Here is a 22,803-nt window from a genome sequence, read left to right on the forward strand (position 1 = left end):
GAAAAGTATGGTAAAACAACGCCGTTTGATCAATTTGATCGTCTATATTGTGCTAATCGCAGGATCATTTATTATGCTTGGCCCGCTGGCTTGGACGCTTTCCACGTCCTTAAAGAGCCAGAAGCATGTTTTTGATATTCCGCCCCAGTGGGTTCCGGATCCGATTACCTGGCTGAATTACAAGGATGTGTGGAACAAAGCGCCTCTATTGTTCGGATTTATGAATAGTGCCATCGTCGTCGTATCCGTTTTGTCCGTCGGATTATTTGTTGCGGCCATGGCAGCATACTCATTTTCTAAGTTTGACTTTCCATTTAAAGAAGGCATTTTCCTTGCCTTATTGGGAACGATGATGATCCCTTATTCGGTCGTCATGATTCCCCAATATATCGGATTCTCGGAACTCGGATGGGTCGATACGCTACTGCCGTTAATTATACCAGGCATGTTCGGGAATATTGTAACGATCTTCTTCTTCCGTCAATTTATGCAGGGTTCCATTCCGAATGATCTCATTGATGCGGCAAAAATAGACGGTTGCGGGTATTTTCGTACGTTTTCGACCGTGGCTCTTCCCATCATTAAGCCCGCGATCGCAGCCCAGGCTGCGCTTGGTTTCATGGGGATATGGAACGACTTTCTTGGACCGCTTATTTATCTGCATACACCAGAACGACAAACCATTCAGGTGTTGATTGCAAGCATGCAATCCAATTATATCTCCACCTCCAACTATCCGTCACTCATGGCTGCATCGATCATTGCACTTTTACCGGTCGTTATCGTCTTTTTCTTTGCCCAACGTTACTTCATTGAATCTCTTGCCATCACGGGCATCAAAGGCTAACCCATGAAGCAAAATCGCAAATCATGGAGAAACGCAGGGATTGCGCTGGTAGCGGCCGGCGTAGTGGTGGCAGCAACAGTCCTTGCTTTAAGAGATAAGAATGGAAACGAGCAGACATCCGGAGGAGAGATTGCAATGAAACAAACCTACCAAAATCCGATGAAACTGGATCAGGAATGGGAGGACTATGGGATAGGCGATCCCTATGTACTGAGATTCAACGGGAAGTATTACCTGTACTGCAGCACGAAGGATAGGAGGATCGGAATCAAATCGTGGAGCTCAGAGGACCTTATCCACTGGCAATATGAGGGGCTGGTAACGGAAGAACCTCTGACGGAAGGAGCCTATGCACCGGAAGTTGTTTACTGGAACGGATCCTTTTATATGTACACTTCTCCCGGCGGCAATGGGCATTATGTCCTGATAAGCGATAATCCGACGGGGCCTTTTAAAGTGGAAACCGACAATTTGGGATTAAGTATCGACGGATCCGTGTTTATTGATGACGATGCGAAATGGTATTTTACGAACGCTGCATCCGGCGGCATTATGGCAAGCCTCATGGAGGATCCTTATACCATCGGCCCTGGAGACAAGTTGAATACGTCATTAGGACATTGGACCGAGGGGTCCATGATCCTTAAGCGTCAGGGCCGTTATTTTATAACCTATACAGGGAACCATGTCTTCAGCCGCGGATACCGCGTCAATTATGCGGTTGCTCACGACTCGCCAAACGGAATCTATACGATCCCGGAAAATAACCCTATCCTCATATCGACCAAAGATGATTTTAACGGCTTAGGGCACAGTTCAACCGTGATGGGACCGGATATGGACTCCTATTATATCGTGTATCACAATCTGATTGGCAGGTCGGCTGAAGGCCCGCCGGTTCGGATGATGAATATAGATCGGCTGCTTTTTAATGGAGATAAGATGTCCGTTGCCGGCCCGACGTATGGGATGCCGGTACAAGCGCCCGAACGTCCTGCTTTTTATGACTATGTGGCGGGGGTGCCACGTGAAGACCATTGGGTACATCAAGCAACGCAGCAAAATAAAGAGACATGGATATCCAAGGATAGCACTAGCACTGGCAGCAAATTTACAGCTGAGTTTAATGCGGTGATCTCCGAACGGGGGGATCAGACGACTTCGGGCCCTCTCGCATTTGAGGCGCTGTTTTCTTATAAAAATGCAGATCAATTCCGTGGTATTCGGGTGGATGTGGAAACAAAAACGTTATCTTTATTTGAAATGGACCAAGGAAAGGAACGGGTCGTCCACACCGGGGATTTGCCGAAAGGTATGGATCTGACCAAGCATCATACCCTGCGGGTGGAATCGGATCAAGAGGGGACATTGGTTTATTGGGATGGACTGCTCCTGCTGAGCGACGAGCAAATGAAAGGGGAAGCCGGCGCAATCGGTTACCGCTGGTCAATGACTCTGAAACCGACTTTGAGCTACACGGCCTTTTCGAACGAAGCGGGAGGCAGCAGTGACCATAAGGTTCTTCACCCGCTTCCAGGAACGATGGAAGCCATTCATGGTATTCCGGGCGAGGAAGAGGGGCAGGCATTTTCCACGAATGATGAGAATACGCCGGATGGAAGCTACTCGGTAGCGCTTACGAAGGATGACTCGGAACTATCCTTTCCTGTTTATGTCAAGGAAGAAGGTACTTACCTGATCTCCGCGATGGTGGCAAAGGAAAGCGCGGGAAGCAAGCTGTCGGTTCAGGCAGGGGGCAAGCGCGCAGAGATCAAGTTAAAGGCAGAAGATTTCTCGAAAGAGTCGGAGTGGTCGAAGATTCCGTTGGCATCATTCCATCTCGGCGAAGGTCCACAATGGATATCCTTGTCAAAAGAAAAGGGGGAAGTATCCATCCGGTACATCGAAGCCAACAAAACAGTCCCTGCACCATCCTGGCAAACCGTCGAATTCACGGATCAATTCGGAAATTGGGATCTGAGCGGGGAACAAATAACGCTTCAATCGCAAGATCGGGAAGGCAAGCTGTTTGGCGGAGATCCGGGCTGGAGCGATTACGAAGTGAATTTTCAAATGACTCATACGGAAGAGGCGCCGTCGAAAGCTGCTCTGCTGTTTAGAACATCCAATGAATCCGATTTCAAAGCTCAGGTAGCGGATTCGTTTATGGGGTACCAACTCTCCTTCAATAATGGGTTTATGAGACTGAACAGGATCAGTTACGAGGTAAACGAAGAGGTGGCATCAGAGCTCCTGGAGCTTGAAAATAACAAGGCCGTAAACATCCGGGTACAGCTCAAAGGAGATGACATCAGCGTATTTATCGGCGACTCGAAAAATCCCTTATTAACCTGGACGGATCCCAATGCTTTCCTGACAGGACGTGTTGGATTGAGCACGGCATCGCAAGGCTGGTTGTTCTCGCCGATCACGGTCTCACCTATCAAATAGACGAAAAGTGATCTGAAGATCTGCTCGAGATCATCCGTGAATAAACATATCAAAAAGGAGGAGTAACATGTCACAGCAAACTTTCCATAATCCGATGCTTGCCAGAGGGGCTGATCCTTGGGTTATACAGCATACGGATGGGTTCTATTATATGTCCGTTACATTGCGTGACCGCATTGACCTTTGGCGGAGCCGGACTTTGACGGGCTTGGCTAATGCAAAGCCGACACCCATATGGACGCCGGAGCCGGATGGCCCGTATTCGTATCGTTTATGGGCGCCGGAGCTGCACTTTATTGATGGAAGCTGGTACCTCTATTATACAGCCGATGATGGCGCCGGCGATGAGACACGAAAAGTATGCGTTCTTCAACTAGCGGGAGATGACCCCATGCAGGATCCGTGGATCTTTAAGGGCGCTCTCAATACGGAATTTTCCGGCCTAGACGGAACGGTGCTGCAGCATCATGGTGAATGGTATTTCTTCTATGCCGGATATGGACATTTCCCGGATTATGGATCAGCGATTTATGCCGCACGTATGGTCAATCCCTGGACCTTGACCGGATCGAATGTTCTGATTACGGCCCCGACTGATCCTTGGGAGAAACAGGGCGGAATGGCGATAAACGAGGGTCCTGTATTTTTGCGGCGCAACGGGCGGATATTTCTCATATTTTCCGCCAGCGCCACTTGGTCCGATGATTACTGTCTCGGGATGACGACGATTCAGGATTCGGAAGATTTATTGGATGCCTCGGCATGGACGAAGCATGAAGGTCCCGTGTTCGTCAAAAATCCCGGACAAGGAGTATACGCCCCTGGACATAATAGCTTTACCGTTTCGCCGGACGGATCGGAAGATTGGATAGCCTATCATGCCTATTCCTATTCCGAGTCCGAACAGGACCGTTCATCCGGAACACCGCGAAGTATGCGGATTCAGCGGTTTGGATGGAAAGAGGATGGAACGCCGGATTTTGGAGTTCCCCTTTCTACTGAAGATCCTATTCCTTTGCCTGCTGGAGAGGAGTAGAGCAGTTGTATGCCCGGGCAAGCCAACGGCTTGTCCGGGTTTTCTTGTCTTTTTGATTGGATGTTGGCTCATATTTAGAATTCATCCAAAAGTTTGCAGAAATCGAGGGTTCCATCTGTAATAATGGGTAATAACTTATCGTTGATCAAAAGACAGTGGTGGATGCTGTTTTGCTGATCATATAGTATATAGACTATAGACCCGTGTTCGAAAGGAGCGATCCTATTGAAAAGTCGATATTATAATTGGATAAAAGCACCAATTGTTGTTATGGTTATTATTCTTACCGCTTGTACAAGCGAAACCGAGCCTGCCGCTACTCCAGAAGCTGAATCGGTTTCGCTTCCTTCATCCGAGCAGGAGCCATCCGAAGATGCAACTCGCCCAGAAACCAAGAGCTTTGAAATGATGACGGCTGAGGGAAATCAGTCATTGCAGGCGGTTCTCCAGCAGGGTAAAGGATTTTCCTTGTATGTCTTTGAAAAATTTGCATTGGATGCAGATGCGGGCCGCTTATCGTTAAGCAGCAATCCGGATTATTATGTAGACATTGAACCGCTGCCTTCCGATTATGATTTGGCAAAGCTTAAAGCTGCGGGCAAGGAAGAATTGAGTCGAGTTGGTGAGGTGTCTGATTATAGCGGCGAATTGGTTGAACATCCTCTGGGTTCCGCGGATCTCTATCTTCAAGTTTCCGGAGAAAAAGGAATCAGCGATTATCTGGTGTGGGCATCAGAATCAGGAGATGCATTTCTGTTCCGCCTCCATAATCCGAAAGGGGAGGAGGCTTCCGATTTCGCCGGACCGGTTCTTGTTTCCCTATCTACCGTACAACGCAATACGTAGCTTAAAAGCCATAACAACTGCGCCGATGGTTCTTATTTTATTGAGCAATAGACTGTAGGAAGACATTCAAAAAAGCCACAGGCAAAGAGCATGATTCCAACAATCGTCAGTCATATATTCCCTCAGAGTGATCGTCTAACTAATTGCAAAGAACTCGGTGACCATTCGATGGATGTGCAGCTGCCCAAGCCCTGGCATAAAGCCAGTTGAAAATGCTGCAAAAGCCAAGATATAATCGATTTTGGATAGAAATCTTGTGTAGGGCGATGTGATGGACACGTTCGTCGGTCATGACCACTCAAAAGATTACAGCATCCGTCTCAGTAATGGAAGGTAACCCGTTACGTCAGCTATGCCGATGGTGTGCGTACGGATCGGTTTCCACAGGGAGCAAGGATCATTCGACTATACGCAGGCGAACGGCATTTCGAGACATGGATCTGTAAAAGTGATGGAATTATCGCGAAAATGTCCTTGCATGAGCTGGATGAACGGTAAGAATGGAACTAAAGTTGATGCAGCGCTGCACGCTGTATCAAACCTATAAGTCATGACGGGAGGTATAGGATATGGCTGAGGCGGTGAGCACTACTGTGATGTCTTACAATATCCATCACGGCGTCGGTCTGGATGATCGGCTAAGCTTGCAAATAATTGCGAATGTCATCCGTGAATCCGGCGCCGAAATTATCGGCCTTCAGGAAGTTGACCGATTTTACGGGAGACGTAGCGATGATAAAGACCAGGCAGCGGAATTAGCAGGCATGCTCGGCTACCACTATGCATACGGCGCCAATCTTGATTTGCAGCCTGAGGAAGGACGGGCGAACAACCGTCAATATGGGAGTGCGATATTAAGCAAGCATCCGATTCTTCAGTCTGAGAACACATTGCTCAGCAGCTTCGAAGACGAGCAGCGCGGTGTTCTGCACGCCGTTGTAAACCTACGGGGTGTCCAGGTGAATGTGTTTAATACGCATCTTGGCCTCGATGCCACGAGCAGAACGGTACAAGCGCAGGAAATGACCGAACTTGCATCCGCCACTCAGGGACCGAAGATTTTAATGGGTGATTTTAATACGGAACCGGATAGTGCAGAACTTCAGGTGCTGTTAGATAACGGTATATTTGTGGACAGCTTTCAAGGCATTGAAGATGCTTTTACCTTTCCGGCAGGCGATCCGTTTGAAAAAATCGATTACATTTTAACCTCGCCTGCAATTCAGCATTCGAATCAGCGAGTGATTCATTCGGAAGCCTCGGATCACCTGCCAATCACGGCCGGTTTGATATTTGAGTGATAGGAATGAATGACCAGCGCACCTGGAGAACACAATCAATGGCTTATTTCCCGCAGTGGAGATAGGCTATTTTAATTTCTCGCGGATGTTTCCGGCGACAAGAACATGTCGGCAGGTTTATCATGTCACAGATGGCAATCGTAGTGATCAGAAATCTTTACCGCAACAAAATGTATATCAGAAGCGTCTATTCATCATGCATAGAAAGACAACAGGGGTGAAACAACGGTGAAACAGATGCAAGTAAAATTTATGACAATATTCGGTGCCGTTCTCGGTTCGATGCTCGTATGGGCAGGAAGTGCGGCTGCGGAAGCACGGTTTACCGATCTGCAGCATTCGAAATGGGCAGAAGATGGCATCACCTATATGGCGAAAAGGGGAACGGTTGCCGGATACGGTAATGGAAGGTTTATGCCAGAGAGAAACGTAACGAGAGCGCAATCCGTCACTTTTATGGTGCGGGAGCTCTATTCGCAGGAGCTGCAGCAAGCAGCCAAAGGCATGACCTATTCAGATGTGCAATCAACCCATCCTTTTTATCTGGAAATCGCCATCGCGGCAAAACACGGACTTGCCAGTGGATTTCCTGACGGCACTTTCCATCCGGATGCACCGATAAGCCGCGCAGAGACAGCGGCTTTCCTTACACGTGCTTATTCTCTTGCGGAAGGCAAACAGCCCGTGAGATTGAAGGATACTGCCCAGCATTGGGCGGCAGCGCCTATTCTGATCATGAGCTCCAACGGATTGATCGGTGGATATACGGACGGCACCTATCGGCCGGATCGACCTGTCACGCGGGCAGAGTTTACCGTATTTATGACGCGGGTGATTCGATTCGAGCGTCAGGCAGCCATTCAGGCGCATGATTGGGATAAGCTGATGTCCTATATGACCGTCAGCGAGCAAGTTGGTCAAATGCTCATGCCTGACATTCGGCAGTGGAACGGTCAAGTGACAACGACCGTCAATGACGGGCTGAAACGCAGCATCCATGATCATGATTTGGGCGGTCTGATCCTTTTTGACAAAAATATTGTAGACATGCGGCAGGTCACAACGCTCACGCATGATATGCAAATGGAATCAGGCGACATTCCACTGTTTCTTGGCATTGACCAGGAGGGAGGCGTTGTGAAGCGTATCCCCGGCGGGACGAATCTGCCAGGCCAAATGGCGCTTGGCGCAACCGGAGATGCAGCGCTGGCCGAAACGGCCGGAAGATTGACCGGGGAGGAACTGAAGGCGCTTGGTCTGCAGGTCAATTTTGCCCCGGTACTCGATATTAACAGCAATCCGGACAACCCGATTATCGGGATGCGTTCGTTTGGCTCGAATGCGGACTTGGTAGCTCGGCTTGGTCTCGCTAGCATAAAAGGGCTGCGGCAAACAGGGGTCATCGCGGCAGTCAAGCATTTTCCAGGGCATGGCGACACGGCGGTAGACTCCCATCTGGGAATGCCGGTGCTTAACCATAACCGCGAACGGCTCGATGCGGTAGAACTGAAACCTTTTAAGGCTGCAATCGATAACGGAGTAGAGATGATCATGACGGCTCATATTGCTTTTCCCGCCGTAGATAACGAACATGTCATTTCGCTCAAGGACGGAAGCAGCGTGCCGATTCCTGCCACATTATCCAAGAAGGTGCTGACCGGACTGCTTCGGGACGAGCTGGGATATCAAGGCATCATCATTTCCGATGCCTTCACCATGGATGCGATCGCACAGCATTTTGGGGAAAATAAAGCGGTAGTGCGGGCAGTCTCCGCAGGCGTTGATATTATCCTCATGCCGCAAGATCCGGCAGCTGCGCATCAAACGCTGGTGAATGCGGTGAGGAACGGAACAATCCCGGCCGAAAACATTCATGCCTCAGTGAAACGCATATTGGAGATGAAATCCAAATACGGTTTGTTTGACCGTAGCGATAACCTTGCGCAAAAGCTGTCTGCGCTTAACGGTGTCATCGGTTCCGAGGAGCATCGGAAGGTGGAGCGGGAAATCGCCGAACGAGCGGTCACCTTATTGGCCGGCCGCGATGGAACAAATCCGGACCAAATTCAGCAAGGCGACCGGGTCGTTATTGCAGCAGCCGACGCAGAACAGGCGAAGCAGCTTGAGAAACAGCTGATACAAGCAGCGAATAACCTATCGTTAAAGACGGAAATTACCGTTATCGGCCAAGGTAAAACGAATGCGGCGCTTCAGGTAATGGATAAGGCAGATTACGTCATCCTGGCTTCTTACCAGTTCCGTAACGTGGCCAGTCAGTTTGGTTGGACCGATTATCAAACGCTGATCGATGAGATGAACAGACAGAATAAGCGATATACACTGGTATCACTAGGCAACCCGTATGAGACAATCTTTCTAAAAAATGTGCGTTCGGGGGTTGCAGTTTATGGAAAGCAGGAGGCAAATACAGCAGCCGGTATCAAAGCACTGCTCGGTAAACTGAAAGCTGGGGGCGTGTTGCCAGTGGCCACAGGTCAGAGCATGGTTAGTGGTCATTAACTCACCCAGATGTAAGCAAACAAAAATATGTATCTAAAAATAAGTCGCGCGAATGCGCGGTTTATTTTTTTTGGAAATACGATCGATGGAAGCTCTCATAATCGGGTTCTCTAACGAATCGTTTGTTGTATGGTGGGGATGGAAGCAGGGCAACCTAATTGCTGGAAATCATGTGAACGGAGGGAATGCATGCGTGGATTTTTTCAATGGCCAAGACTCATTGACGGTAATCGAATGGATTATGCGAAGCATTGTAGCATTTATTTTTCTAATCATTGCTGCCAAAATGATGGGTCAGCGTTCCATCTCAGGACTCAGGTTCCTTGATTTCATTATCGCGCTTGTGCTCGGCAATATTATTGCCCATCCGCTCTCAGACGAGCATCTTGGGTTAAAAGGGGCCATCGTTTCGACCTTTTCGATTGTCTTTCTATACGTAGCCGCAGTCTGGCTCAGTCTGAAGATCCCGCTCCTCAAACATTTTTTTGACCCGCCGGCAATCCCACTTGTCCAGGATGGGAAACTTAATTATCCTAACCTATCGAAAGCAAAGCTGCCTATAGAATACTTGTACGCCGAGCTGCGGAAATCCAATGTAGAGGACATTTCTAAAGTCGCCTTTGCAGCATGGGAGCCAGGCGGTACGTTATCTGTATTCCTAAACACAGCTTACCAGCCCGTAACACCGGCAGACCTGAAATTAACCACTCAGCCCTTCAATCTAACCAAACCGATTATTACGGACGGCCACATGGTACATGCGTTACTGCGCGAGATCGGAAAGGACCCCGTATGGCTGGAAACGGAAATACGGCCCCATGAAATAAATAACGTCATCTTGGCAACGGTCGACAGCAAGTTAACTGTACAAGTGCATGAAATTCGGGAACCAAGGACACCAAAAAGGGAGGTCGACCAGTAAGTTCTGGTGTCCTCCTAATATAACCGGGTAGGATGGTTATTTCATGTAAGAAATGAAATGACCGGCGATACCATGTGTTTCCATATTACCCGAAAATATAGGGTGGCTTTTCGTTTGTGCTAAGCGTCAGCAGGCGTTATAGGTTATCATCAATAAATTGATTATCGATACTGTTGATTCCGCGACCGGCAAAATGGCCCCAGATCGACTCGATCGGTTTAAAAACGGCATTAGGCATAAGCTTAGCTTCGAATTCATTATCGTCCGCCGGGCAGAAGAGATCTGTGCTCCCTGGCATCACACAGGCAGGCGCTTTAATGCTTCTGAGAGTCTTGTCAAAATCTCTGTCATAGGAGGGACTAGCACTAATATCTGCATGTTTACCTGTACATAACATCGCCAGGACATTTTGTGGATCCATGTTCATAAAGCTGTTTTCCCAGACACCAGCCTTAAAATCCGTCAATGTGTCAAATCCCAGCTCGCGATAACCTTCCTCTCCGTAAAATGCCTTCGATACACCCCATCCCGCATAGACACGGCCAACGGCGCGATTCGTTCCACCATGTCCGGGTAACTTGCCCCCCATTGGATGCTTGAATAACTCCCATGGACCATCCGACGACGAGAGCGATCTTTTGAATACCGAATTTTTCGCTCACCAGCCGATGTTGAAATTGAACGTTGTCATAGATGGTTACATGCGGAAAGTTAGCCTTGTCGGTTAGCCTTGTCGAATGGCCGGGGTGTACTTGTAGGAGAAGAAGAAAGTCCGTTACCCAGCAGATTAGGAACGATAATGAAATATTCCTGAGGATCCAGTGCCATGCCATTTCCAATTAACCATTCATTCTGCAGATGTTGATCGCCAAAAGCGGTTGGATAGAAGTCTTATAGGCCAGAAAAGCGCTCGGTAATGTCACTCCCGATTGCAAAGTTACGTCTCCCAAATCAAAAATCTCATAATCCATCGTATTGTTTGCTCCCTTCAATATGAAATCATAGATTTAAAACATATTTCTTGTTGTTAGTACAGTTCTATGATACTCTCAATAAAAGTGAATATGATTCGTTTCAGTATTCAATAATATTGAAAGTTGAAGGGGGAGAGTAAGATGGAGTTGCGCCAACTGAACACGTTCCGCACAGTGGCATCAACCCTAAACTTCAGTCGGGCTGCGGAAGCGCTGAACTACGTTCCCTCCAACGTCACGATGCAAATCAAGGCATTGGAGGAAGAGCTTGGCGTTCGTCTCTTTGACCGCTTGGGCAAGCAGCTCGTTCTTACGACAGCTGGGAAACGATTCTTAACTCATACCCAAAGCGTGTTGGATAAATTGGACGAAGCCCGCAGCGTCGTTCATGACGATGAAAATCTAAGCGGCACCCTGACCGTCAGTGCCAATGAAGTGATTTGCGTCTATCGGCTTCCGGCTGTCTTTCAACGGTTTCGTTCGCAGTATCCGGGCGTCCGTCTGATCTTCCGCTCCGTCCCCAATCTAGAGCTTAAGCAAACACTCTTTGATGGAGCCGCGGATGTCGTCTTTAGTTTGGACGAACCCATCCGCTCCAGCGGACTGGCCGTGGAGCCGTTGTTGGAAGAAACTTTCCGCTTTTTGGCTGCCCCAGACCATCCGCTCGCGAAACGAGCTGTGCTACAGCTGGAGGACTTTCACGAAGAAGTGTTCCTGACGAATGAGAAGGGATGTCCTTATCGAACCATGTTCGATCGGTCATTTGAGAAAGAGGGCATTGATAGCATTACGTATTTAGAGTTTCAAAGTGCCGAAGCCATTAAACAATGTGCCATTTCGGGAATCGGCATTGCCTTTCTTCCTGAAGTCGTAGCGGAAGCCGAAGTTGAACGGGGTGATCTTGTGGTCCTTCCATGGCAAATTCCGGATTTGCACGTGTACACACAGATGTTGTGGCATAAAGACAAGTGGCTTTCGCCAATGATCTTATCTTTCATAGAAACAGCAAGGGATGTCCTTGCTTAGAAATGGTCATATCTATTTCGGAAACCTATTCGAAACCTAAACCAGGGACGAAAGTGACTATTGAATAGGATCACATGAAAGGGATGAAGGCGCACTTTCTAAATAAAAAAGGTTGTGAAGCAAAAGAGTGATGTCCATGTGACATCACTCTTTGTTCTAGAATCTGGTTTTGTTGAATCATGAAAAACAAATCGCTTGACAATATAGGGAAGGGGACTATACTATATCTACATCGAGACCGGTAATTTATGGGAAAGGTTACCTCGTTCACTGACGGCCGTCACGAGCGTGATAAGAAATGAAGAACCGGTCTTTTTTTTTCTTAAGGAGGATTTCAAAAATGCCAACTCAGGTTCAAGGTCTTACCCAGGCGGATCCAAGGCGCTGGATAGCTCTCGCATTGTTATGCCTTGCTAATTTTATGGTGATTATGGATACATCAATTATTGGAGTAGCTTTGCCAGCCATTAAAGAAGCGCTGGGATATTCCCAAGAAAGCTTACAGTGGGTATTTAATGCATATGTTATTTTCTTTGGTGGTTTTTTACTGCTAGGAGGCAGGTTGTCTGATCTGTTTGGACAAAAACGTATGTTTATGTGGGGGTTCATTATTCTAACTGCAGCTTCTTTACTTGCAGGTTTAGCTTGGAACGACATTGCACTCAACATCGGCCGAGCATTCCAAGGCTTTGGGTCTGCACTTATTGCACCATCAGCGCTAACGATTGTTATGATGTTGTTTAACGGAGATCCGAAGGAATTAGGTAAAGCATTGGGATTCTGGGGGGCATCCGCTGCTGCAGGAGGTTCTGCCGGGGTATTTCTGGGCGGTGTCATTACCGAGTGGTGGAGCTGGGAATGGACATTCCTAATCAACGTTCCCGTCGGCATTCTCGCCTTAATTTTGTCTCCTGGGCTTTTAGCGAAAGGGATAAGGAGAAAAGGCAGTATCGATATCGTAGGATCCGTTTTCGTAACGGCGGCTTTGGTTTTAATCGTGTATGGAATCGTCACAGCAGAACATAACGGATGGGGGGCATCGACGACGATATGGACACTGATCTCAGGTATAGCCCTGTTTATCCTTTTTATCATCGTTCAGGCATTCAGAAAGGAACCGCTTGTACCCCTTCGGATTTTTAAGGTGCCTAACCTTGCAGCAGGTAACATCGCGTTGTTAATGTTATCGGGCGGATGGATTCCCCTTTGGTATTTCCTCAATCTTTACATGCAGCAGGTTTTAAAATTTTCAGCTTTTAAAGGCGGAGTCGCTTTGCTTCCGATGACCATTGTTATCGCCATTTTCATGATAGCGATTACCGGCAAACTCATCGCTAAGTTTGGAGTAAAAGCCAATATCGTAGTAGGTTTGATTGCTTTAGGCGGTTCGATGATTCTGTTCTCCACTAATACACCAGTAGATGGAACATTCCTGGCAAATGTGCTTCCAGCATCACTTTTAGGAGCGCTCGGAATGTCCTTGGCCTATATTCCTTCCATGATGTCCGCCATGAACGGAGCTAAACCGGAGGAAGCAGGACTTGCATCCGGGCTTGCCAATACAAGTTACCAGATCGGTTCAGCGATCAGCTTGGCAATCATGGTTGCCATCGCAGCAACAACGACTTCGGCACATGCCGGTGATGATCCAATGATTGCCCTGAACAGCGGATTTCAGACCGCATTCTTGTGGTCAGCAATCGTCGCATTTGCTGGTGCATTATTAACATTGATCTGCATTCGTTCACCTAAAAAAGGAAATCGCGGCAATACTAAATCGATGTAATCAATGAGGTGCTGGAAGGAATCTCTTCCCTAGACGAATCCATGCTGACAGGTGAGAGCTTACCGGTTGAAAAGAAGGCCGGTGACGCCGTCGCGATCCTGGTTATTGCCTGCCCATGCGCGCTGGGTTTGGCAACTCTAACATCGATTATGGCCGGGTCAGATCGTGCCGCTAACAAATAGTAACGGAATTAGACGTTTCATGGCACTGGATTGGGCAGATGCCTTAAACCGAGCGAAAGGAGGTGAATAAGGATGACTGGAGCAAACGTGAAGGTTAATGGAATGAGCTGCCGTTCATGCATCAATAAAATAGAAGGAGCTTTGAGTTCCATTGGTGTGGAGGGGAAAGTCCAATTTGATCAAGGTACAGTTGAGGTCAAGTACGATGAGTCAAAATTCAACCTCGGAGATATTAAGGATGTTATCCGGAGAAAAGGGTACGAGGTCGCAAATTAGTATGGGGAAAAGGAAGTGAGGACATGTCCGTTAACGTAAAAATTTACACGATACCAACATGCAGTGACTGTAATCATGCAAAGCGATACTTCAAAGAGCAGAACGTTCCTTATATAGAATATAACTGCGAAGAAAATCCTGGGTATGCGGTAGAGGTTATGAACTTAACAGGAAAACAAATTGTCCCGACAATTCTTATCGATGATAAAGTGTTCATTGGATTTGCAGAAAATTTCAGGGAGATTAGCGAGTTACTAAAATGAATAGTTCTGGAGGGTTCATGGGGCTCTAACTTGCAGCTCAAGTTAGAGCTTTCTTTTTACAAAGGGGCTATTTCCAGCATTTTAGAAGATTTAACTGTACTATGAAGATCAACATTATAGTAAGCGACAGAATATGATATATTTGGATTTAATACATTGAAGGCACCGCTCAAAGGGGAGAACGATGTACACATATACTGAGTTTGAAAATACAATGGTTGATGAATTAGTGGAATTTTTAACATCAGAAACATGGAGTTTTCATGGACAGGAAAATCCTACGGAGGAGTCTGTAAGAAAAAACGCAGCCAGTGGAAATTATAATGAAAACGGTAATCAAACATTTTGGATCATGGATCATCAAACGAAAATTGGATTGATACGAATCTTTGACATGGAAGATCCCATATGTTTATTCGATTTACGTTTGACAGAACAGGTTAGGGGCAATGGAATAGCAAAACACGTCCTTACATGGTTAAGTGCTTATGTATTTAATAATTACTCTCATATTATTCGAATCGAAGGTCATACCAGATATGATAATTTTGCGATGAGAAAAACGTTCCATAATAGCGGCTTTATAAAAGAATCCTATAACCGTAGAGCTTGGAGACAGAGCGGAGAATTATTTGATTCGGTTGGGTATGCAATGATAAGAGAAGACTGGGAGAATAATACCCAAACCATCATAAAAGATAACTTTCCATACTAACGTATTGGGAGCACACTAGAACATACAAGGCCGCATAGTTGCGGCCTTGTATGTTGTAACCACAGGAGTTTTGAAGAAACTATGAAGGTTGAGTATCCATTCCATGATTACTATGTTCATAAAAGAAAGTGATATCGAACCACATATCTTCATACGTGCAGGAACGTACAGGAAGCATGTGGAAATTAATATATAACTTTATCCTATTAGGAGGTCATTAGATGGCGTTTCCGACGCACATTATATCGGCAGGCGGAATTGTAGAAGATGGAAATGGAAATATCCTATTAGTAAAAGCCCACGATGATGGATGGGTTTATCCTGGAGGGATCACCGAAGTTGGAGAAAACCTGATCGATGGTGTGATCCGTGAAATCAAGGAAGAGAGTGGTATAGACGCCCATGTTAGCCATTTAATTAATGTTGTTTCGAATACTGCCATCCATAAATGGTATGACGGTGAGACGGATGTTCCTACAAAGGTTATGTTTGATTTCGTGTGTAAAGCTGTGGGTGGAGAGTTAGCTACTTCTGATGAGACGAGCGATTGCAGATGGGTTCCAAAGGAACATGTTCTGGATTTGATTACTTTACCTGCCATCCGCATGCGTTATGAAGCTTATTTGAGCTTTAATGGCTCCGTGAATTATATGGAGTATGTTACTGCGACAACATCAGAATGTCATGTCAAGCTCCAAAGGAATATTTAGTTGCAGGAGATATCCAAACACTGAGCAAATAAGGTGTTCATCTTGTTTTATAATCCTGATAAAGATGAAGAAAACAACAACACCAACGTAATGGTATCTTTATGAGATACCGTTTTTTTACGTAATCGATCGAATGGTGTTTGGACCCAAGTTTTTTTGAATGGTATGGCTATTTCCGTTCACAGCACATCGCCATTTTTCCTATGTCCATCGCCCTGTTGTCCGTTGGCGTTCTCCACATACTCCTGATGCAGAAATCCCCAGGTACACATGTCGATCAGAACGCTATCCAAGGTTTTTCCATGATTTGAAATGGAATACTCCACCTTGGGCGGAATCTCCTGATATACCTTGCGTTCGATAAGCCCATCATGTTCCAGTTCTCGCAGCTGATTCGTCAGCATGCCTTGGGTCACACCCGGAAGCAGGCGCCTGAGTTCCCCGAACCTTTTGGTTCCATCTTGAAGCAGTAAAAATAGAATCAGTGGTTTCCACTTGCCGCCAATTAATTGGAGTGTTGTCAGGATGCCTCCCGTATTTAGCTGTCCTTGATCTGTTGTTCTCATATTGTCATCTCCCGGGGGAAGTCTGTGATCGATCTGAGTTTATTTGATGTGTGTAATGTAGCACATTATCCGGTTTAAACCCAGTACTATTGTTTATTGTACTTAGTACGTTTCATGGAACTATGTACGATAAAGCGGATTAAATACATAAAAAGAGCGTACTTTTCAAAAATACCAATTCGAAACATAATGGGGGTGTCAAACAATTCAAACCAGATAGGAGACCTGAGTGTGAAAATTATGGTGATCATGGTACATCCGGATTTAGAGAACTCCCGTGCCAATCGTACGCTGATGCAATATGCGAAGCTGAATGCGAAGGGAGATATAGATGTCCGGGATTTATACAATGAATATCCGGACTGGAATATTGATATTGAGCATGAGCAGCAACTTATTCTTCAGTATGACCGAGTGGTATTCCAATTTCCATTCTATTGGTACAGTTGCCCGCCCCTGCTGAAGAAATGGATGGATGATGTACTGATTTCCGGCTGGGCGTTTGGTCCGGGTGGGAACAGCTTGAGGAGCAAAGAATTCATGCTGGCCACAACGATTGGAGGTCCAGAACACTCCTATCGAGCAGGCGGGGCTGATAGATTTACTATCAGTGAGCTGCTGCGGCCGATTCAAGCGACGTTTTACAAGTGCAAAGCGAACTATCTCCCTGCATTTGTAACGTATAACGTCGATCGGATGAGTGATGTAGCATTTCAGGCAGAAGGTGCCAGGTATGCGGAACAGATTTTTGTACCTGCTGTTGTAGAAACTCAATATTGAGGTGCACGTAGGGCTAAAAATTCACCGAATATGCTTTTGAAGAGCTGTGGTTCGCCACCATAAGTTTAATCCACAACCGCCAAGAGGTTGTGGATTTTTTATTTCAGAGAAGTGGAGCAGTTTAAACACCTAGTCGCTCTATGATTAATGATATAAACTATTAATTCCTTTAAATCAGAAATTAATAAAATAATTCCGTTAGAAAGGGATTTATCTGAGTTTTTATGATTGATCTATTAATCAAGTCAAAAATATAATGAGCCTAAGGAGAGTGAATATGATGCCAACGATTCGCAAAGAAATTATGATTGTTGCCTCACCCGATCAGGTATGGGACGCCGTTAGCGACATAGGTGCCGTTCATTATCGTCTGGTTCCCGGATATACTGAGAACACGCTGATAGACGGTTATGAAAGAATACTCTTTTTGGCAGGCGGAGGCATTACACGCGAGTATATCGTTTCTATCGATGAAGAGGAACGCCGAATGGCGTACTCTGTTGTTGAAGGACGCATGCCTCTTCTGAATCATCATGCATCGTTTCAAGTCTCTCCTCATGATGACAACAGTACCAAATTAATTAGGATCACTGATTTTCTTCCGGCCCATCTCGCTCCGGAGATTCAAGCACGTATCAATCGCGGCGCGGAAGTGATGAAGGAAACGATCGAGGCAGAAGCCAAGAGGAGAAGATCGATGAGCATTATGATCGTTGCTGCCACCCGAGAATCGAACAGTCGCACGTTAACAAACCATTTGAGTTGTTATGAAGATGAAAATCCTGATTTATCAGGCTTTTTTATTTTAATACGGATAATTTGAGTCATTTGAAAATGCATCAACGTGATCATCTGTTGGATTTGACATGATAATGTAACAAATCGTTTTCCCTGTCGTTATATAATATATAATCTTTGTCCATACTCGAGGGAGGGATTTTAATAAAAGGGATTCTGATCTGTTTATTCATAGCGTTTTTTTATCCGGATGTTTAAATAGCTCCTCCATAATTTTTACTGGCGAAAGTAAGAATTGGTCAGCAAGCTACGTCGTTACGGGCATCAATGATGGGAATCATAGTGACACATTGACATTAACATACAAGGGAGATAACCCTTCTAAAGTAGGCAAAGTCAAATATAAATTCTCCGGAGGACTAACGGGAGGAAGTGGAGAAACAGTATTGTCAGGGCATAAAGAAATCATTCATAAATCGGGAAGTAATGGTTTGGTTCCGCAGGATGATGCAATCATTAATGTTACTGTCGAGTGGGAAGATACTGAAGAGGAACTGCAGCTTTCATCGAACGGCAAACATTAGGTCAAAAAAGAACAGCGGCAGTCATGTTTTCAGATCCACGGATGCGGAGTCAATGAAAGGGCAGAAGAAAAATAAAGTGTAGGGATTGTGATTAGGATATGGTTAAAGCAGTGGATCTAACCTCCAAAAACGAAATAAATTAATCATTTTTGGAGGTTATAATATATGAAATTCAATCCAATTGTCATGGAAACCTGGGGGAGAAGACCCTATTTTGAGCATTATTTAAACAATGTGAGATGCACCTATAGCATGACAGTAAATATTGAAATCACCGCTTTACTGTCTGAGCTTAAGATTAAGGGGATTAAGCTGTACCCAGCACTAATTCACATGATAACGACGGTGGTAAACCGCCATAGTGAATTTCGCACCTGTTTTGATTCGGAAGGTCGATTAGGTTATTGGTATAGCATGTCGCCAAGTTTTACTATTTTCCATGATGATGAAAAGACCTTTTCAAGCATCTGGACGTTGTACGGTGAAGATTTTAATGATTTCTACAATCGCTATCTTGATGATATGAAAATGTATGGTGGTGTTAAACAATTTATCGCTAAAGAAAATGAACCACCTAACACTTTCCCCATTTCTAGCATTCCGTGGGTCAGCTTCACGGGTTTTAACCTCAACGTGTATAATGAGGGAACCTATTTACTACCGATCTTTACAATGGGGAAATATTTTCAGCATGACGATAAAATACTGTTACCATTATCGGGACAATTTCACCATGCGGTATGCGACGGTTATCACGCTTCCGTGCTATATCATGAACTGCAATCACGTGCGGATACATGTACGGAATGGTTGCCAAACTGTCCATATTCCGCTAAAGAGTAAGAATAGACGGATACGTTTCACGGATCGACTTTATGACAAGTTCAGAGAAAGCTTTTACTGTAAACGATATCCACTTTTTCTTTTTAATCAGCATATGGGAGAATATAGGTTCAAACCTTGCTCTCGTCGTACCAGGCTTTCCTCGGCTAAAAGAATGGGTTCATGCGGGTATCTTCTTCTTGATGACTGGTGCGGCATTATCTCATGTATTTGCTGACGATTTTGGTGATTAAGGATTTAATCTGATCCTGCCGCTTTCATATGCTGCTCTAAATATCGCCTCGTGGGCACTACGGTCACCAAAGAGCCGCTTATCTTAATGAGTAAAGCTACCTTTGCTAGCACAAGAATCGGATTCCCAACATGTCCGGTTCTTCTGTGTAATGAATTACTCCATGGAAGATGACTTAATAAGGAACCTGGGCTCATGACGTTCAACGTCATGGGCCTTTTCTATTTTCACTAAAGATCTTTGATACCACCTCATAATACCAGTATCAAAAAGTATCCTACCTTACAAAAATGATCCGATCACACAAAAAAGTGCGTACTACTCAAGCATTTCATAACCTGATAACATACATATAGATCGATCAATCCGGATATCGAAGCGCGGAACGATCGTTAAAAAATTTTGTTGGAAGAGGTGCAAAACATGCAACAATATCAACTTACTTTGGAAGATAAGCAAATCCATTGGGGAAAGCCCATCGACGTTGAGTCTCTTATAGGCAGCTATTCTGACGACTCCATCAGACCGGGCACGAACGAGGCTTTGGATTGGAAATTGACTGCCGGCATATATCGGGCAAAGGATATCGTCATCGAGCTGGACAAAATGCTTGAGGCGATGCTCGTGCAGCTTGGTGAACCGGTACATGATGATCCGACGGTGCTCTTGGACAGTCTTCAGGCCAACCTGGCGATTTCCGGACGGGTGTCATCTCTGCCACTAGGCTCACTAGCGCTGGAAGATAAAGCTGGCGTCGAGCTCACGGCACAAGCGGAGCGTATAGGCCAACAATTGGTTAGCTGGGCCCGTGAGATTAATTCAGATAAGCGGACGCTTGATCAGTACGGCCCGGAAATGCTTGGCAAGCTGGAATTTCGAAGCCATTGCTACGGACATACCCTGATCCCGGAAGCCATCGCTCAAGTATGGGGACCCTATGGCGGCCCGAGGATCATGCAAATTTATAATGAATATCTGCACCAATTCGTATTGCTGCGGGATGCTTTGCTTCCGTTCTCGAATTGGGAGGAGGTTCCGTTTGAAGTGAAGGAATACGCGGAGTTTAAAGGGCTGCGTTTTCTGGAGCCGGTCCGTGAGGTCTTTTTAACACAGCTGCTCGGAAAGAAGCTCACACATAAATCGATTGTTCAGTATGCCCAAAATGTAGTTAGCTCTGGACTCAGCAAAGCCGGTTACGGCTTCCAATACCGTCTGGGGACTATCCTGCCGGCTGTCTTGGGAGAATCGGCCCGTACAGCGCCGCTTTACCTGCTGAAGTGGCATCCGGTACAAACGATAGCTGCAGATGATACACAAGATGTAAAGGCGGTCTCCATCGACTATGAATATGACGATTATTATGCTGCGCCGCGGATCGAGGCAGGAGAGGGTACACCAGTAAAAGAGGACGTATTTTCGTTTTCCGGAGAAAATTACGATGAACCCTCCATCGCCCGTTTGCTGCCAAATTCCGGTGCTGATCGAACGACATTGCAATTCAGCCTGGAAATGAATGATCGCGAATTTTCAGTCGATCTCGGTCAGCTTTTTCGGGGACATCGCTTTTTATACCGGCCGAAAAAAACCGGCGATGCCAGCGGCGCATTGGTGAAGCGGGATATGAGCAGCTCGCATCTTGCGTCAGACATCCTCTCCCGCTCCGGCATGGTGACGAACAGCGACGGTATCCATTTTATTTCAACCGGCGGAAGTGAACTGGTGTTATGGGCCTTGTTAGGCAAGCTATATCCTGAAAATGTAGTTTTATTGGACAACGGGGATCCAGAGGAGCTGGAAGCGGCTTATATTTCCGGTAAAGGCTTCGGTACACAATTTCTATTGCTGTAAGTCGTAAGAGAAGGTTATTAGAGAAATAAGATTTACACACTGGATCGGAGAGGAAAGAGAATCTATTGACTAGACAACAGAAGCTTCTCACTTTTAATTTATTTTTACTGACTTTTGTCCTGGGAACCAGTGAATTTGTGATGGTCGGATTATTATCCGAGGTGGCTGCGGATATGAAGATCGCCATATCGGTCGCAGGCTCCCTGGTGACGGCTTTTGCTTTGACTTTTGCCATAGGAACTCCGGTTTTCACGGCATTATTCAGTCGATTTTCCAAGTATCCGCTCATTCTCACTTTAACAGGTATATTTATTGTAGGGAATATGATCACGGCTATATCCGGATCGTATGGTCTGCTGTTAGTGTCCCGAGTAATCACGGCCGTGGTTACCGGCGTCTTAATTGCACTTGCGATGTCGGTGGCCAGTGAAACGATGCCTGTCGATAAAAGAGGGCCGGTGATCTCCATTATTTTCACGGGATTCACCGTGGCCAGCGTTCTCGGTGTCCCTATTGGCACTTTCATCGGGCAATGGGGAGGATGGCCAATGACGTATTGGTTTACCACGCTGCTCGGGATCATTTCACTAATAGCAAGCATCGTTACCATTCCTAGAGGACTAAAGGGAACGCGGAGTTCACTGAAAAAACAACTCCAATTATTCGCCTATCCTAGAATTGTGCTTGCATTCTTTATTCCTGCGTTCAGCATTGCCGCAACTTATAGTGTCTTTACGTATTTAGCTCCTTTGCTTCAGGATGTGCTTTTGGTTCCGGCACGCTATATTAGTCTTGTCTTTTTACTGTATGGCGTCGTGTCCATCTTCAGCACGTTAATCGGGGGTAAGCTTGCTGTCCGTAACGGAATGGGAAGAATCCGCTATGTACTTCTGGCTCAGGCCGTCATATTGGCATCCCTTTACTTTACTTCCGGCTCGCTTGCAGGTGGACTCGTCAGCATCTCATTGATGGCTCTCGTTGTTTATCTGATGAATTCGACGATGCAGCTGTATTTCATCGATTGGGCAGACCAGCATGTTCCTGAGGCAAAAGACTTGGCAGCATCCTTAACCTCCGTATCCGTCAATGTCGGCATTGCGGTGGGATCCACTTTGGGTGGATTTGTCACGACGAACATGAAGCTCATGGATCTTTCCTGGACCGGGGGGCTTGTAGCCGTATTGGCTGCGGTACTGGCTTTAATCAACTACAGATTGGGGCGAAAGGCTCGCAGCAGCGCCTCGAAAGAGGAGATGGGACAAGCGCGGTCAATTTGAAGGAAGCTTGTGAATATGGAATACAAAATAAAGAGGTACCCTTTTGGGGTACCTCTTAACGTTCCAAGTACGGCGTTATC

At 46.1% G+C, this 22,803-nt stretch carries 20 protein-coding genes and 3 pseudogenes; 21 read left to right on the forward strand and 2 right to left on the reverse strand.

The genetic code is table 11. From position 1 onward, the window contains the following. Positions 1-7 precede the first annotated feature (7 nt). The 7 genes from E6W40_RS10900 to E6W40_RS10930 all read left to right on the forward strand — a co-directional run bounded on the left by E6W40_RS10900 (position 8) and on the right by E6W40_RS10930 (position 9,923). Positions 8-847, forward strand: a complete 840-nt coding sequence (locus tag E6W40_RS10900; protein WP_136605491.1) for a carbohydrate ABC transporter permease — start codon at positions 8-10, stop codon at positions 845-847. 3 nt (positions 848-850) lie between these two features. Beyond that, positions 851-3,298, forward strand: coding sequence for a family 43 glycosylhydrolase (locus E6W40_RS10905; protein WP_136605492.1), 2,448 nt, complete (start codon positions 851-853; stop codon positions 3,296-3,298). A 67-nt stretch (positions 3,299-3,365) separates the two neighbouring features. Beyond that, positions 3,366-4,334, forward strand: coding sequence for a glycoside hydrolase family 43 protein (locus tag E6W40_RS10910; protein WP_136605493.1), 969 nt, complete (start codon positions 3,366-3,368; stop codon positions 4,332-4,334). A 225-nt stretch (positions 4,335-4,559) separates the two neighbouring features. Further along, the gene (locus E6W40_RS10915; protein ID WP_136605494.1) at positions 4,560-5,180 is read left to right on the forward strand and encodes a hypothetical protein; all 621 of its coding nucleotides are present in this window, start codon (positions 4,560-4,562) and stop codon (positions 5,178-5,180) included. A gap of 569 nt (positions 5,181-5,749) precedes the next feature. After that, entirely contained in the window at positions 5,750-6,481 is a 732-nt protein-coding gene (locus tag E6W40_RS10920) for an endonuclease/exonuclease/phosphatase family protein (protein WP_136605495.1), read from the forward strand. Positions 6,482-6,718: 237 nt separating this feature from the next. Further along, positions 6,719-9,001 (forward strand): glycoside hydrolase family 3 N-terminal domain-containing protein, encoded by a 2,283-nt coding sequence (locus E6W40_RS10925; protein WP_246073071.1) that lies wholly within the window; start codon positions 6,719-6,721, stop codon positions 8,999-9,001. Positions 9,002-9,086: 85 nt separating this feature from the next. Continuing rightward, positions 9,087-9,923, forward strand: a complete 837-nt coding sequence (locus E6W40_RS10930) for a DUF421 domain-containing protein (RefSeq protein WP_246072959.1) — start codon at positions 9,087-9,089, stop codon at positions 9,921-9,923. Positions 9,924-10,059: 136 nt separating this feature from the next. Here the strand turns inward: E6W40_RS10930 and E6W40_RS10935 are convergent. Then, positions 10,060-10,894 (reverse strand): annotated as a pseudogene (locus E6W40_RS10935) (alpha/beta fold hydrolase). A 144-nt stretch (positions 10,895-11,038) separates the two neighbouring features. On the opposite strand from E6W40_RS10935, the gene E6W40_RS10940 reads away from it, so the two are divergent. The 7 genes and pseudogenes from E6W40_RS10940 (at position 11,039) to E6W40_RS10970 (ending at position 15,855) form a co-directional block, all read left to right on the forward strand. After that, positions 11,039-11,923, forward strand: coding sequence for a LysR family transcriptional regulator (locus E6W40_RS10940; protein ID WP_136605497.1), 885 nt, complete (start codon positions 11,039-11,041; stop codon positions 11,921-11,923). 298 nt (positions 11,924-12,221) lie between these two features. Further along, the gene (locus E6W40_RS10945; RefSeq protein ID WP_246072960.1) at positions 12,222-13,709 is read left to right on the forward strand and encodes an MFS transporter; all 1,488 of its coding nucleotides are present in this window, start codon (positions 12,222-12,224) and stop codon (positions 13,707-13,709) included. Beyond that, a pseudogene (locus E6W40_RS10950) lies at positions 13,700-13,882 on the forward strand (P-type ATPase actuator domain-containing protein); the annotation flags it as partial. The gene E6W40_RS10945 and the pseudogene E6W40_RS10950, both read left to right, overlap by 10 nt. 81 nt (positions 13,883-13,963) lie before the next feature. Beyond that, complete coding sequence (locus E6W40_RS10955; protein ID WP_136605498.1) at positions 13,964-14,167, forward strand: heavy-metal-associated domain-containing protein; 204 nt, start codon at positions 13,964-13,966, stop codon at positions 14,165-14,167. 23 nt (positions 14,168-14,190) lie between these two features. Further along, a complete protein-coding gene (locus E6W40_RS10960; RefSeq protein ID WP_136605499.1) occupies positions 14,191-14,430 on the forward strand; it encodes a glutaredoxin family protein in 240 nt (79 codons plus the stop codon). A 184-nt stretch (positions 14,431-14,614) separates the two neighbouring features. After that, positions 14,615-15,145, forward strand: coding sequence for a GNAT family N-acetyltransferase (locus E6W40_RS10965; RefSeq protein WP_136605500.1), 531 nt, complete (start codon positions 14,615-14,617; stop codon positions 15,143-15,145). A gap of 221 nt (positions 15,146-15,366) precedes the next feature. Further along, a complete protein-coding gene (locus E6W40_RS10970) occupies positions 15,367-15,855 on the forward strand; it encodes an NUDIX hydrolase (protein ID WP_136605501.1) in 489 nt (162 codons plus the stop codon). A 179-nt stretch (positions 15,856-16,034) separates the two neighbouring features. Here E6W40_RS10970 and E6W40_RS10975 read toward each other — a convergent pair whose 3' ends face one another. Beyond that, positions 16,035-16,421: a winged helix-turn-helix transcriptional regulator gene (locus E6W40_RS10975; protein ID WP_136605502.1), complete on the reverse strand. Its 387-nt coding sequence runs from the start codon at positions 16,419-16,421 to the stop codon at positions 16,035-16,037. A gap of 231 nt (positions 16,422-16,652) precedes the next feature. Here E6W40_RS10975 and E6W40_RS10980 point away from each other — a divergent pair, with 231 nt between their 5' ends. The 7 genes and pseudogenes from E6W40_RS10980 to E6W40_RS11005 all read left to right on the forward strand — a co-directional run bounded on the left by E6W40_RS10980 (position 16,653) and on the right by E6W40_RS11005 (position 22,723). After that, positions 16,653-17,201, forward strand: a complete 549-nt coding sequence (locus E6W40_RS10980) for an NAD(P)H-dependent oxidoreductase (RefSeq protein WP_136605503.1) — start codon at positions 16,653-16,655, stop codon at positions 17,199-17,201. Between the two features lie 277 nt (positions 17,202-17,478). Further along, positions 17,479-18,024, forward strand: coding sequence for an SRPBCC family protein (locus tag E6W40_RS10985; RefSeq protein ID WP_246072961.1), 546 nt, complete (start codon positions 17,479-17,481; stop codon positions 18,022-18,024). A 361-nt stretch (positions 18,025-18,385) separates the two neighbouring features. Next, complete coding sequence (locus tag E6W40_RS29430; protein WP_168928884.1) at positions 18,386-18,523, forward strand: hypothetical protein; 138 nt, start codon at positions 18,386-18,388, stop codon at positions 18,521-18,523. Between the two features lie 165 nt (positions 18,524-18,688). Further along, positions 18,689-19,366, forward strand: a complete 678-nt coding sequence (catA, locus tag E6W40_RS10990; protein WP_136605505.1) for a type A chloramphenicol O-acetyltransferase — start codon at positions 18,689-18,691, stop codon at positions 19,364-19,366. Between the two features lie 116 nt (positions 19,367-19,482). Further along, positions 19,483-19,686: pseudogene (locus E6W40_RS10995) on the forward strand (DoxX family protein); the annotation flags it as partial. Between the two features lie 335 nt (positions 19,687-20,021). Then, positions 20,022-21,446: a hypothetical protein gene (locus tag E6W40_RS11000; RefSeq protein WP_136605506.1), complete on the forward strand. Its 1,425-nt coding sequence runs from the start codon at positions 20,022-20,024 to the stop codon at positions 21,444-21,446. A gap of 65 nt (positions 21,447-21,511) precedes the next feature. Next, on the forward strand, positions 21,512-22,723 hold the full coding sequence (locus tag E6W40_RS11005) for an MFS transporter (RefSeq protein ID WP_136605507.1): 1,212 nt from the start codon (positions 21,512-21,514) through the stop codon (positions 22,721-22,723). Positions 22,724-22,803 lie beyond the last annotated feature (80 nt).

The organism is Paenibacillus dokdonensis (assembly GCF_004916975.1).
Taxonomy (GTDB): domain Bacteria; phylum Bacillota; class Bacilli; order Paenibacillales; family Paenibacillaceae; genus Paenibacillus_AQ; species Paenibacillus_AQ dokdonensis.